This is a genomic window from Saccharibacter sp. 17.LH.SD (assembly GCF_009834805.1).
GTDB lineage: Bacteria > Pseudomonadota > Alphaproteobacteria > Acetobacterales > Acetobacteraceae > Saccharibacter.
This window is the reverse complement of the sequence record NZ_WVHO01000010.1, coordinates 149,579-162,479: the sequence shown is the minus strand read 5'-3', so window position 1 is coordinate 162,479 and position 12,901 is coordinate 149,579. Positions and strand designations below refer to the sequence as shown.

The 12,901-nt window shown below is 48.3% G+C and carries 12 protein-coding genes and 1 riboswitch; of the genes, 4 read left to right on the top strand and 8 right to left on the bottom strand.

Going from position 1 to position 12,901, the window contains the following annotated elements:
• Positions 1-109 precede the first annotated feature (109 nt).
• A complete protein-coding gene (locus GS501_RS05360) occupies positions 110-1,000 on the top strand; it encodes a hypothetical protein (RefSeq protein ID WP_160830848.1) in 891 nt (296 codons plus the stop codon).
• A gap of 85 nt (positions 1,001-1,085) precedes the next feature.
• Here the strand turns inward: GS501_RS05360 and GS501_RS05355 are convergent, their stop codons facing one another.
• The 5 genes from GS501_RS05355 to GS501_RS05335 are packed head-to-tail and all read right to left on the bottom strand — an operon-like array spanning position 1,086 to position 5,818.
• Positions 1,086-1,841, bottom strand: coding sequence for a nucleotidyltransferase family protein (locus GS501_RS05355; RefSeq protein ID WP_160830847.1), 756 nt, complete (start codon positions 1,839-1,841; stop codon positions 1,086-1,088).
• Complete coding sequence (locus GS501_RS05350) at positions 1,838-2,644, bottom strand: sterol desaturase family protein (protein ID WP_160830846.1); 807 nt, start codon at positions 2,642-2,644, stop codon at positions 1,838-1,840. Before GS501_RS05350 ends, GS501_RS05355 begins: the two co-directional genes overlap by 4 nt.
• Positions 2,641-3,741, bottom strand: a complete 1,101-nt coding sequence (locus GS501_RS05345; RefSeq protein ID WP_160830845.1) for an LptF/LptG family permease — start codon at positions 3,739-3,741, stop codon at positions 2,641-2,643. Before GS501_RS05345 ends, GS501_RS05350 begins: the two co-directional genes overlap by 4 nt.
• An 11-nt stretch (positions 3,742-3,752) precedes the next feature.
• Complete coding sequence (locus GS501_RS05340; RefSeq protein WP_160830844.1) at positions 3,753-4,907, bottom strand: LptF/LptG family permease; 1,155 nt, start codon at positions 4,905-4,907, stop codon at positions 3,753-3,755.
• The gene (locus GS501_RS05335; RefSeq protein ID WP_160830843.1) at positions 4,904-5,818 is read right to left on the bottom strand and encodes a metallophosphoesterase; all 915 of its coding nucleotides are present in this window, start codon (positions 5,816-5,818) and stop codon (positions 4,904-4,906) included. Before GS501_RS05335 ends, GS501_RS05340 begins: the two co-directional genes overlap by 4 nt.
• A gap of 156 nt (positions 5,819-5,974) precedes the next feature.
• Between GS501_RS05335 and GS501_RS05330 the strand changes: the two genes are divergently transcribed.
• Positions 5,975-6,949: a diacylglycerol kinase family protein gene (locus GS501_RS05330; protein ID WP_202405328.1), complete on the top strand. Its 975-nt coding sequence runs from the start codon at positions 5,975-5,977 to the stop codon at positions 6,947-6,949.
• A complete protein-coding gene (locus tag GS501_RS05325; RefSeq protein ID WP_160830842.1) occupies positions 6,942-7,877 on the top strand; it encodes a hypothetical protein in 936 nt (311 codons plus the stop codon). Before GS501_RS05330 ends, GS501_RS05325 begins: the two co-directional genes overlap by 8 nt.
• Before the next feature lie 47 nt (positions 7,878-7,924).
• Here GS501_RS05325 and spt read toward each other — a convergent pair whose 3' ends face one another.
• The 3 genes from spt to GS501_RS05310 are packed head-to-tail and all read right to left on the bottom strand — an operon-like array spanning position 7,925 to position 11,179.
• Positions 7,925-9,127 (bottom strand): serine palmitoyltransferase, encoded by a 1,203-nt coding sequence (gene spt, locus GS501_RS05320; RefSeq protein ID WP_160830841.1) that lies wholly within the window; start codon positions 9,125-9,127, stop codon positions 7,925-7,927.
• On the bottom strand, positions 9,124-9,378 hold the full coding sequence (locus GS501_RS05315) for an acyl carrier protein (protein WP_160830840.1): 255 nt from the start codon (positions 9,376-9,378) through the stop codon (positions 9,124-9,126). The genes spt and GS501_RS05315 overlap by 4 nt, the downstream gene beginning before the upstream one ends.
• A gap of 52 nt (positions 9,379-9,430) precedes the next feature.
• The gene (locus GS501_RS05310) at positions 9,431-11,179 is read right to left on the bottom strand and encodes a fatty acyl-AMP ligase (protein ID WP_202405327.1); all 1,749 of its coding nucleotides are present in this window, start codon (positions 11,177-11,179) and stop codon (positions 9,431-9,433) included.
• A 379-nt stretch (positions 11,180-11,558) separates the two neighbouring features.
• Here GS501_RS05310 and alr point away from each other — a divergent pair, with 379 nt between their 5' ends.
• Positions 11,559-12,647, top strand: a complete 1,089-nt coding sequence (gene alr / locus GS501_RS05305) for an alanine racemase (RefSeq protein WP_160830839.1) — start codon at positions 11,559-11,561, stop codon at positions 12,645-12,647.
• An 83-nt stretch (positions 12,648-12,730) separates the two neighbouring features.
• Positions 12,731-12,834, top strand: a riboswitch (TPP riboswitch).
• Positions 12,835-12,901 lie beyond the last annotated feature (67 nt).

Sequence of the window (12,901 nt, the reverse complement as noted above, 5' to 3'; positions counted from 1 at the left end):
TCCTTATTATTCATGAAATGGGAAATGAGTATTTCATAATGGTGACACTGAGAGCTATCTAGTAGATGATCAGGGCAGGATCGTGGCTGCTTAATTGGAGGCTTTTATTATGTCCTTTCTTGATATGGATATGTGGCAGTGTGCAATCTTACATGCTCCTCTCAAGTCCATTGTTCAGAGTCATTCTCTAGAAGATGTCGAGATTAGTTTCCTACCTGATGCAGGGGATGGGCGTTTTTTAGCAGATCCTTTTGGATTATGGCGCGATGAAAAACTCTATATTTTTGCAGAACTATACGATTATCGAACCGCAAAAGGTGAGATAGAGGTTTTCATTTACGATCGTTTTTTTCAATTACTTGAACGTAAAACGGTTTTAAAAGAGAAATGGCATTTGTCGTATCCTTATGTTTTTGAACATCAAGGAGAGGTTTATATGCTGCCGGAGGGGTATAAATCCGGTCGGCTGTCTCTTTATCGTGCTGTGGATTTTCCATTTACGTGGGAACGTGTTTCACAATTTGATTTCCCCATTGGCGCGATTGATGCAACCCCTCTTTATCATGCAGGTCGCTGGTGGTTATTTTGGACACCGCCAACCCCTAAGGCTTACCGGCAAAGTGCCCTCCATCTTGCATTAGCGGAAGAGCTCACAGGGGCTTGGTCTGATATGGGCTGTATACTTGTGGACCCAACAGGAGCACGGCCAGGTGGTACTCCGCTCGTTATTGATGATAAGGTTGTTTTACCAGTTCAAGATTGCAGCCGCACTTATGGCGGGGGAATTCGTTTCCTCCAGTTTCATGAGTTTGGCCACGGGCGCCCGCGTCTTGTGGCAGGGCCGTCTCTCATAGCCTCCAGCCGTTTGGCAAGGGAGTTCCCTGATGGGATGCACACACTTTCTGCAGCCGGGGATGTGACGTTAATTGACTTAAAGAAGATACATTATTCTTTGAAGCCATTACTTTTTTCGTTGAAGCGGCGTTTGGGCGTTAAGTGAGGAACGCAAGGCACGCGAGAGAGGGAGGTTTTCTCTTGCGTGCTGGAAAGCTTTTTAGAATTCTTCAGCTAGAGAAAACAGGATTTCAATGAGCCGCTAGCAGAGATTGAACAAGTTTCAAGTCAGAAATTTTATCGACGTCAACAGCGGCTCGTCCGTCGGAGAGTGGAATGAGGGCGACCCTGGCGCCAGTGAGCGTGTGAATACGTGCTTCAACGTCGCATTTGCGGAGGCGACGGAACAGAAAACGCACTAAAGTACCCAACCCAAATGTAAAAGCCATACGCACGGGATGTTTACGATTTTTTTGGAGCACTCGCCAGAAAGCAACAACATTTTGGGCGTTGTTAGAACGTAGGAAAAAGAGATTACATCCCGAAAAGGAGAGGTCAGCAAGGCGAATATAGGTACGCTGTGTCTGCGGTACATCACGCTCAATAACAGCGGATGAGGCGATGGCAGCCGTCAGATCGACATCGCTTGCATTGCTTGCCTCTAAAAATTCCGAGATCCATTCTGGGTGTAACAAAGCATGGTCTGCCGTGGTAATGAGGCAGGGTGTCCCTATGGTCTCTAAAGCTTTAGAGACGCTCTCGCTTGGTGAAGATGCGGCGGGAATGATGCGGATACGTGACCCCAAAAAAGCGAGACAATCAGGTTTTTCAATACTGACCCAAATCGGACCAAGGGACGGAACAGTTTCAAGAGCGTGCACCACACGTTCAATCATGGGGACCCCATGAATGGGGAGAACAGCCTTGTGAGAGACGCGTCCAGCGCGAGCAAGAGGATCACGTTCACCATCACGTGATCCTGCTAAGATAAGCACGGGGAGGGTCATGCGCGTTTCGCTAACTCTTCCTTTTTAGGGGCGCGGGCTGGATCAGGCCGGTCACGTGGCGGGGAACCTGTGCGTTTCATAACCCATGGATAACGATCTGCTTCCTCAATCGTATAACCTAGATTAAAGACGTAAGGACTGCGTGGGCGTTCTTTGGCTTCGCGATAGAATGTGCCGAGAAGGCGATCCGGCAAATAGTTTGTAATGCCGTAATTTCCATCTTCATCATGGAAATGGTGTAGGACGTGAAGTTGTTTAATATACACAACCCACTGCCAGCGTGGCTTATAAGCTAAATGCTGGATGCAATGGAAAAATTCATAAATACACGTCATGACCAAGGCGGTTGCTAGGGCTGAGAGTGCGCCACCCCAACCACCGATGAGGGCACCGATCGGCATGGTAATGACCATCATCGTCGGAACCGTATTTAGGGGAGATCCGAAGAGAACTTCCAAAAGATGGGGGTCTTGATGGTGATCAAAATGGATACGTTTCCACATAGAAGCCGTGATGGGATTGCGGTAGAACCAGCGCCCATGCAGGATATAGCGGTGAATTAAATACCAGGCCGTTGGGTAAACAGCTACGATCACCGGAATGGGGATCAGTGTAAGCCATATATTATGGCTTAGTTTAAGGCTTAAGACGGCCGAGATAATAATGAGGGCAAAATAGAGCAAAATCGACGGGTAGGTAAGATAAGCTGCCCATAATTGCTTAAGGTTCATTTTACCGAGATCGTAACTTCGCCCCTTTCTAATAAGAGGCGTGCTACTAAGAATATTTTTCAAACTACTCATTTCTCCTCCATTCGCAAAATCCACGTTAGGCTAAGTAGAATTGCGATCACTTGGCCCGAGCAGACCGCGAGTAACACCGGTAATGACCCCGCATTTCCTAGGGCAGAAATCATTCCCTGAAGAATAACTATACCTAACCCAGCCCCCATCACATACACAGGGAGAGGATTTCGCAACCCCGCTCGTGGAGGTATATAGGTAACAGGTAGGGTAATGAGAACCATTACAGCCATTTGTAAGGGTAAAAAAAGACCTAAGAAAAATGACATGAGGTAATTTGATACCGGAAGACTGGCAGGCGATTCTCCAACAAGAACAGACCATATTTGACTTGGGGTATAGGCCGCATTGGCGACGGTCATATTGATAATTTGACGTGGCGTGGCTGAAAGAGGAATGGGGCCAGAGTAATTTTTCAACCGGCCTTTTGTTTGAGTGCTATCAATGGATATTTCCAAGGCATTGGGGGCGGCTTGCCAACCATTTTTTGTTGCCTGAAGAGCTGGGAAATGCTCCGTGCGGAGGAGTATGCCGTCAGAGGGACGGCGCTGATAGATTGTAATATCACTGAGCGTATAGCCCCCAGCGCTTACTTTACCGATATGGGAGATATTACCGCCTTGGCGAAACCAAACATTTGGGAAGGCGTCTTGGTCATTCACTTGTGTTGCGGTTATATTCCACCAGATATTAAGAGCTTGTTCACAAGGTGGAACGACCCAAAACTGTATCACCATAGTGATAACACCGATGAGCAGAGGAGCGGGGAGAATATGTTTATACATACCGAGGGTTGAGAGGCCGGCGGCATGTATAACAGAGATCTCACTGGATAATGTCATGGGTAAAAGTGTGAGGAGCGAGCCGATCATGACCGATAGCGGCATAATCTCTGTTATGAGTGTGGGGAGATGTAAAAGACTAAAGTGCAGCAGTCCGCTTATCCCCAGATGACGTGATAGGATCGTCGAAGCTTCTTCGAGTAACGCAAGAATCTCCAACAGTGCTGTCAGAACAGCACAGCATAGAAGGATCCGCACAAGAAGTGGTTTAAGAAAGAAATAGGATAATGTGCGCGCTGGGAGAGAGAAGGACATGACGATGAATATTATCCTTTAGCCACCGACTTTTTCTTCAGATTCCACGAAATTTGTGTACGCATTAGAAGAGCAGCGACACAACAGGCGCAGAAAATACTCTCCGGGACCCAAATGGAAAGCCATACAGGGAAGGTTCCTTCTGCCGCGAGGCTGTGACCAAATAGAAGTGTTTCATCAAAACCAACAAGAATAAGAGCGAGAAGAATTTGTTTTAATGCGGACCGACGTCGTTTTCTACCAACGGCAAGAGCGATCGTAAGGAGTGGAATGAAGGGGATAGCTAAAGCACGAGCAAAACGGAAATCGAGTTCTGCGCGGAGGACCTTATAAGGCAGGTTAGGAGAACCAAATTTGAGAGCATGGGCAAGCTCGAAAAGAGTGAGTTCTTCTTCATCATCTCCACGGGCGCGGAATTGGGCGCGTTTTTTCGCACGTTCAATGAGGCGTGTGATATGATCAAAGTGCGTTACGGTCGCCTCGCTACCTGGGGTGTCGGGATGGTGTGTTGTAACGATTTGGCCGTTCCATAAATCAAGTTCTGTGGAAGTTGTTTGTTCGGAAATCGTTAAAACCCCTTGAGGTGCCGTAATAATTTGGATGGTTCCATCTGCTTTTATGTCACGGATAAAAACATGGCTTAACTGTGATCCCCCGCGATCGACCTTATCGGCCGTAATCATTGTTCTGTTGGAGGTAACAGCGAACATGCCGGATTGCAGATGGGGAGCCCATCCGGTATGGCGGGCAAAATAAAAGCCTTCCCGATAATCATAGCGGGCAATGGGGTGGATATAGCCATAGAGAAAAACGCTTAGAGCCCCCAAGGCCAAGCCGACCTTAATATAAGGCAGAGCGATGCGGAGGAGGGAAATATGTCCTGCGCATAGGGCATCAATCTCATTTTGCTCACTCATACGATTAATCGTGAGGAAAACGGCAATACAGAGAGCTGCGGGAAGAGCAAGCCCCATATAATGAGGGAGCAAGTCCGTTAAGAGTGTAACAAGAGTAGCGAGCGAACTGCCTGCATTAGCCAAATGATTAAAAATAATCAGAAGGCGCTCAAGCAAGAGAGCAATAAGCATGGTCGCAAGTGTGACACTGAAGGGCGGAATCAACTGATGGAGAAGATAACGGTCCAGTGTGGGTAAGGCGCTCCTCATCTATCATCCCTTATGGGGGCAACCCATTCTCTTGTTTCCATGACCTGCCCTTTATAGTTCTGGCGTGTTAGGGCAATATGCCAGTTATGCTCTTTTGGGGTCAAAAGAAGATGATTCCAGCTCGCTTCTTTCTGTGGATGGTCACTTTTAAGGGACGCTGCACCAACCCCGACGAGCGGTATTTTCGTCCCCTCAATCGTGTTTATCGTTGCATTGTGAGAGTGTCCATGGAGGACAATTTCAGCACCTTTTCGTTGTAAAACACGTGCGAAGGCTTTTGTCCCCAGAAATGATTTACGGAGGGGTAAAAGACCTTTCTTGGGGGGGTGATGAATCATAATTACTCGGCAGTAGCCCTCTTTGCCCAAGACATCAAGAAGGGTTTCTAATTTTGCGAGCTGGCGCTTCTTTAAACATCCATAAGCGGTAAAGAGAGGCGTTGGGATGGCCGAATTCAAACCGATAATGGCAACGTGATCAATAACACGTACAAATGGGAAGACGTCATCGCACCACTCTCCCCACAAATGGAGGCTTTTTTCTGGCGGTATGGCAACCATAATATCGTGATTGCCTGGAACGACAATAGCAGGTTCTGGAAGTTTCTTGAGCCAATGTTGAGATGACTGATATTCTTCATAGGTACCGAAATTGGTGATGTCACCACTGACTAATGTGGCGGCAATATTCCCATGAGAGCGAATTTTTTCTAGCAATTGCTGGTTAACAGAAGATAAATGAGCGAGTCTTCTTTGGGTTTTCCAGAGTAAAAAGCTCAGGAGCCTTTTGTTGAAGAAAAGAGATGTCCACCGAAGACGGGGAGGTGGCAAATGTGGATCAGATAAATGAGCCAAGCTAACGGGTTGGCCATAACGGGATGTGTGAAAATCAGCGATGTGGTCCAATGACATATTGTTCCGAAATAGAGACAGCGAACGAATATTCCGCCAGGGAAGGTGCTTCCTCACTGGCCCCGGCACTATAGCTATGTTAGAGCGGTCTTACTAGTTTTGGAATGACTGAAAGGCAGTCTGTCTTTCGGCGAGATAGTTTATTATGGCAAAACATTGACTAAAATCGCGCAACCAGCCTTTCTCCATAATCCCAATAGCAGGCGCAATCAGCAAGATGGTGACAAATCTTTGGCTTTCGCCCGAGAAAAGCTGGGAGAGTTTTGTATCAGCTCTCAGCATGATGCGCATTTGCGGGGCCATATTGCCAGTCTAGCAGAACGCAATGTTGATGCGATTGCTATTAATGGTGGTGATGGCACGGTCAGTGCGTGTTTAACGGCGATTGCTTCTGTCTATCCTGAAGATAAATTACCTGCAATTGCTGTACTGCCGTCTGGCAATACAAATCTTATTGCGGGAGATGTCGGATTCGGTTTGCGTGGGGCTGCGGCGATAGAGCGTTTGGTAGGTGGAAAAGTATTTCGCATCAGTGAGAGAAGCCCTATCCGCCTTTCCTGGCCTGAGGGTACACGGCCCTCGATATTAGGCATGTTCGGGGGATGTACGGGTTATGCTCGTGCTGTACATATTGCTCATTCTCCAACAGTACTGCGTTTTGCACCGCATGATCTTGCGGTTATCATCACAGTAGCAACGAGTTTGTTAAGTCTAATTTTCCCGCGGAGCCGGCATTCGTGGTTGCGGGGTAATAGGCTGCACTGGCAAGCGTTGCAAAAAGAGGGAATGCTTGTTCGAGATGGGCAGAGCTTCTTTTTTCTCGTGACCGCTCTTGAGAAACTATCGCGTGGTATTTGGCCTTTTTGGGATGAGAAGAATAACCAAGACGGCTTTCATTTTATTGATGTTAATGCGTTTCCCAGCCGTTTCCCCGCTGCATTAGGGAATTTATTGCGTGGACGTGCACCACAATGGTTACGACAAAATAGTGATTATGTGAGTAGCCAAACAGAGCGGATGCGGTTGGCAACGGACAGTGATTTTGTGCTTGATGGTGAGGTTTTTCCTGCACTCCCTGAGGCGACAATGATTTTGGAGCGGGGGCCAGTCTTCCGGTTTCTACATGCCTGATTTCATGAGGACGATTTTAATTCGTGAATTGACGACGGAAACTGACGCGGCTGTTGTCGCTTTTGCTCAGTATCTATCAAGCATCATGCCGGTTATGCCATTAGGTATTGTTTTTTACGGCTCAGTGTTGCGGCATAGGGATCCAAATGGTATTCTCGATTTATACGTCATTACCGAGGAAAATACGTCTTTTTCCCATCATGTAATGGAGCGTATGGCGAACGCTTTTCTCCCACCCAATGTGTATTATTGTGAATATGAACATGAGGGACAGTTGCTTCGTGCAAAGGTGGCGGTTCTATCGCTTGCACAATTTTTGAAGCGTAGTCGTCTGCAATCATTAGATACAACCATTTGGGCACGTTTTTGTCAGCCTGTGCGTCTTGTTTGGGTGAAAGACGAGAAAAGTGCAGATCGCATTTTGTCAGCGATTCAACAATGTGTAGTCACGGCGGCCCGTTGGGCGGCTCTCTTAGGGCCTTACTCTGGTGAGCCGGAAGATTATTGGCACACGCTTTTCCAGCATACATATGAAGCGGAATTGCGTGTTGAGAAAAAGAAACGCAGCCATGATTTATTAGCCGGGCATGAGGAGCGTTATGCGGTTCTGTTACTCGCCGCATGGAAAAAAGAAGCGATTCATGTCTCGGTCATTGGCGATACATTTCAGCCGCAATTGAGCCCGGCATTACGGGAAAAGGCAAAATCCCGTTGGGCACGCGTTAAGAGAATTGGACGTCCTTTGAATGTGATGCGTCTTTTGAAGGCGGCATTCACTTTTAGGGGAGGTATGCGTTACCTTCTGTGGAAAATTCGACGTCATACAGGAGAGGAAGTCAGAGTTCCTCCTTTTGTAGAGCGTCACCCTCTTCTTGGGCTTCCTATATTTCTCTGGCAAGCCCGACGGCTTAAGTCAGTGCGTCAATAAAAACTTCTTAGAATACCTTCCCTCCATAGGAGAGAAGGTATTCAGTCTTAAGCCGTGAGGCCGAGTTTTTTGGCAATGTCTGTGAAGGCGGCAACGGCTTGATCAATCTCTTCTGCAGAGTGAGCTGCCATCACAGAACAACGCAGGAGTGGACGGTTGTCTGGCGTTGCCGGTGGAAGAGAAAGATTGACGTAAACGCCGGCCTCGAGAAGAGCATTCCAGAAGGTGAGAGCCTGAGGGACATCTTCTAACGTCACAGCAACGACTGGGGAGACAAAATCTCCTGTGCTGAGACCACTTTTCTTAAGCCCTTGATGCAAGCGTTCTGAATTTTCTCTTAATTTTTCACGTAATTCAGGGCGCGCTTGAATTTCTTCTAAAGCAGCGAGGGTTGAGGCGATGATTTCAGGGGGGAGAGACGCTGTAAACATATAAGGGCGCGAGCAGAGGCGCATAAGAGCGATCTCATCATGATTGGTCGCGCAATAGCCACCAACGGTTCCAAGCGATTTGGAAAAAGTCCCTACGACGAAATCAACGCCATCTTCGCAGCCTTGCATCTCGGCAACGCCGCGGCCATGGTCCCCCATAACGCCGAAAGAATGGGCTTCATCCACCATAAGGGTAACGTTGTGGCGTTTTGTTACCTCAACAAATTTATCGACAGGTGCAATATTCCCCGTCATGGAATAAATGCCTTCGACGATGACAAGGCGAGCACCGGATGCGTTCTTTGTACGGGCTAGGCGTTTATCCAGATCGGCAGGGTCATTATGACGGAAGCGGATAACCTGCGCTCCAGAAAGACGCGCCCCATCGTAGATGCTGGCATGGCTGTCAGCATCTAGAAACAGGATATCATCTTTGTTGACCAAAGCGGAGATGGTGCCGAGATTAGCTTGATATCCTGTTGAGAATATCATGGTATGGCGCCGTTGGAGTACCTGAGAAAGACGTTCTTCCAGCTTGGTGTGAAGGGAATAGGTACCATTCGCAATACGCGAGCCCGTGGTGCCAACGCCCATGGTCGAAACAGTCTCGATAGCGGCATCACGTGCTTTTTGTGACTGGCTCAGTCCAAGATAGTTATTGGTACCGAAGAGAAGCGTCTTGCGTCCTTCGATGATCCCAACGCTTGCTGAAAGCGGGCGCTCTATGACGACACCAAACGGATTGCGAGGGCTTGCCGCTATAAGTGCCTCATAAGAGGTGCGTAAATTCTGGTGTTTGTCGAACAATCCCGCTGTCATGCTTGTGCAGCCTTAATCTCGTGCAAGCATTGCGCAAGATCATTGATAGTACGAATATCAGCAAGCTTGTCGAGTGGAACAGAGACATCCAATGTGTCTTCAATCTCCATGACAAAATTCATGACGGCCAAACTGTCAAAAGACAAATCTTCCACAATACGGCTATCACCATTGATATTACGAGGAACTTTGGGGTTAGCCAGAAGTTTCTCAATGATGATTGAGGAAATATCGGCAACACTTTCAGTCATGTCTCTTAACCTTTTAACCGTCACAGGAGGTGGAATGTATGCGTATTCCTACTTAACTAAATTCTCCAGCTAGGAACATGGCCTTTGCACGGGCTCGGGTCAACTTTCCAGAGGATGTTTGTGGGAGCGATCGTGGCGCAACAAGTGTGACTTCCACGTCAATCCCATGAATCCTGCGGAATAGGGCTGTGAGATCAGTTTTTAGTTTGGCGCGTGTCTCTTCTTCGCTGAGGCGACACTGAACGAGAGCAACGACTTTTTCACCTTCTTGGTGATCGACTGAGAAAACAGCAACATCGCGCGAACGCACATTGGGCATCTCATGTTCCGCTGCCCATTCGAGGTCTTGCGGGAGGATATTGCGTGCATTGATGATGATGAGGTCTTTTGCTCGGCCCGTCACGACGATTTGACCATCAAGGAAATAACCAAGATCCCCTGTATTGAGCCAACCATTAGCTGAAAGAGCTTTTTCAGTCTCATCCGGGCGCTGGAAATATCCCGACATAATGCTCGGACCACGCACGAAGATAGTGCCAACTTCGCGCTCAGATAAGATTTTACCGTCCGGGGAGCGTACTTCCATCTCATGTTCGGGAAGAGGCCTACCGCAAAGGACAAAAGTACGCCGCGGCTCTGTCTTTTCATCAGCAGGGCGTGCGTAATTGCGCTCTTCTAGGTAACGGAGGTCAACCGTATCGGTGTGGATGCCTTCATTCAGAGGCGCAAAGCTGATGGCCAGGGTCGTTTCTGCCATCCCGTAACTTGCCACAAAAGCCCGTTTATCAAAACCACGGCAAGCGAATGCCTCAGCGAATTGATGCATAATCTGGGGGCGAATCATATCGCCACCAATTCCTGCAGCACGCCAGGAGGAAAGGTCAATTTCCTCACGAGCTCCGCGGCGAACACATAGTTCAAAGCCAAAAGAGGGGCTGTAGGAAAGTGTTCCACGATTGCGCGAAATAAGTTCTAACCAGATATGAGGGCGGCGTGCAAACTCTCTAGTTGGGAGAAGATCAACAGAAAGTTGGCATCCCATAGGGGTAAGGAAGAACCCGACGAGCCCCATATCATGGTAAAGCGGCAACCATGAGACACAACGATCGACACGAGGATCTTCTGAAGGGAAGACGCAAAGCCCATATTTGGAGATGCTATGGATATTCGCCATACCAGCTCTTTGGGTAATGCATACGCCCGTTGGAGAGCGTGTGCTTCCCGATGAAAATTGAAGATAAGAAAGATCGTCCGGGCCAACGTCAGGCAAGGCGATCTCTTTCTCTTCCTGTTCCATTAGTTCAGTAGGGGAGCCACCAAAGAGGAGGTCAAGACCTTCAGTAATGAGGTCTGTCCATCCACCAATAACGCTAGGTACCACGACAGCGCGCGCACCTGCACTGGTGATCATGCCTCGAAGGGTTTTGATATAGTCGTCTTTCCCACCGAAAACGACAGGAAGGGGAAGAGGAGCTGGAACGAGCCCTGCATATTGGCAACCGAAAAAGGCGCGCGCAAAGTCACCATCGCTTTCAGCGACAATGGCAACGCGATCCCCTTTTGTGAGGCCAAGTCCCAAAAGACGGCGTGCGACAGATAGGGCCTGAACACGCAGCGTGCTGTAGGGCAGTGACTCAATAAGGGTGCCACGACCGGAATAGATATTGAACCCTGACTTTCCTTGCGCTGCATAATCAAGCGCAGCTGGAAAAGTTGGGAAATCCCCATACCGTCGTTCAATGCCTGAACGGCTTGGCGTGATGGAAAGGGGGGATTGGGTATTTAGGTTGGCCTCGGTCAAACCTGAACTAGCTCCGTTTGGACCACCAGATACCTTTGGGGCCCCTGCGAAAATAAAAACAACGACATTGAAGATAACCCCAGATGGATGGAGTTACCTGGATTAGCGACAGTCTCTAATACATTTGTAGGTACTTTCTCAAGCAGAAGTTAACAAATTCCTTAATGACATTGCGCGGAGTATACCAAAAAGCGGCACATCGGGAAATCATGCAAGGCATGCTGGTGTTTATAGGTGTCGGTTCTTTATCTGGGGAGAATAGAGGATCTTTTCCAGTATTGGAGAATGGGGAATTTTTACGATAAACCCCGCTATTATCTTGACTTCAGGGGCTCAGTTTTCCATCGTGCTTGCCTCAAGTTAGGCAGGGAATGAATGCGTGAAAATTCAACAACAGCAACGTCATCACGCGCGCTTAACAATTGATTTAGCTAATTTGTGTTACAATTATAAACGACTACAAGAAGAAGCCGTCGGAGCAGAATGTGCGGCAGTGCTTAAGGCAGATGCTTATGGAGTAGGGTTAGGGCCTGTGGCTTCTGCTTTGGCGCCGTATGTGAAGACTTTCTTTGTCGCGCATCCCGAAGAGGGGCAGAGGCTTCGTGCTTTTATTCCTAAAAGTAGAATTTTTGTTCTGCATGGGTTTTTACCCGGCGGTACGGCTTTTATGGCAGAGCACGGTTTAATCCCCGTCATTAATAGCCGTGAGCAAGCTTTGGAATGGCGAAACTTCTGCCAAGAAAGCGGGAGAAATGATCCCGTTGCTTTGCAGTTTGACAGTGGTATGTCGCGCTTTGGTTTGTCGCTCAAGGATCTCGAATTTGGGGTGACGGAAGGGCTTCAGCCTGTATTGGTCATGAGTCACTTGGCCTGTGCCGACACGCCCGATGACCCTGCTAATGCACGCCAGCGTGATTTTTTTATCAAAATGGCAGATTTTTTTCCTGGAGTGCCACGGTCATTGGCGGCGTCATCAGGGATTTTTCTAGGCTCCGATTACCACTTTGATCTTGTGAGGCCGGGAGCTGCTTTGTACGGTCTTGCGCCTAATGATCAAGGACAGAACCCATTGCGTCCTGTCGTGCAGCTTGAGGCACGTATTGTTCAAATAAGGCATGTCGAACAAGCAGCAGGTGTTGGTTATGGAATGACATGGCGCGCGCCAGCAGGGACACGCCTTGCCACGGTAGGAATTGGCTATGCAGATGGGCTGTTTCGGTCTGTCAGTGGGCATATGGCGTTGTGGTACAAAGATATAGAATTGCCGGTTGTAGGCCGCATTTCCATGGATAGTGTGTCCGTTGATATCGGAAATATTTCCGACGATGCCTTAAAGCCGGGGGATTTTTTGTCGGTTATTGGTCCGCACCAATCTGTAGACTCCGTAGCCCGTATGGCAGGGACGATTGGCTATGAAATCCTCACATCGCTTGGACACCGTTTCGAGCGGCATTATGTGGGTGTTTGAAGTGGGAGATAGTGGGTTTTTTAACATCTTCTTTAATCACACAAAGGATGCTTGACCTTTCTACAAAAGGGGCATAGCCAAAAAGATGTTCCGGGGGGTGTCTCTGACGAGGCTGAGACGGTAAGTGCCGAACCCTTTGAACCTGATCCGGGTCATGCCGGCGAAGGAACAGGAGATTATGAGCGTGTATAAAAAATCTAATAAGAAAAGCTCATCCTTAATAGATCGTCATTCCCGGATCTTTTCCCGTATTA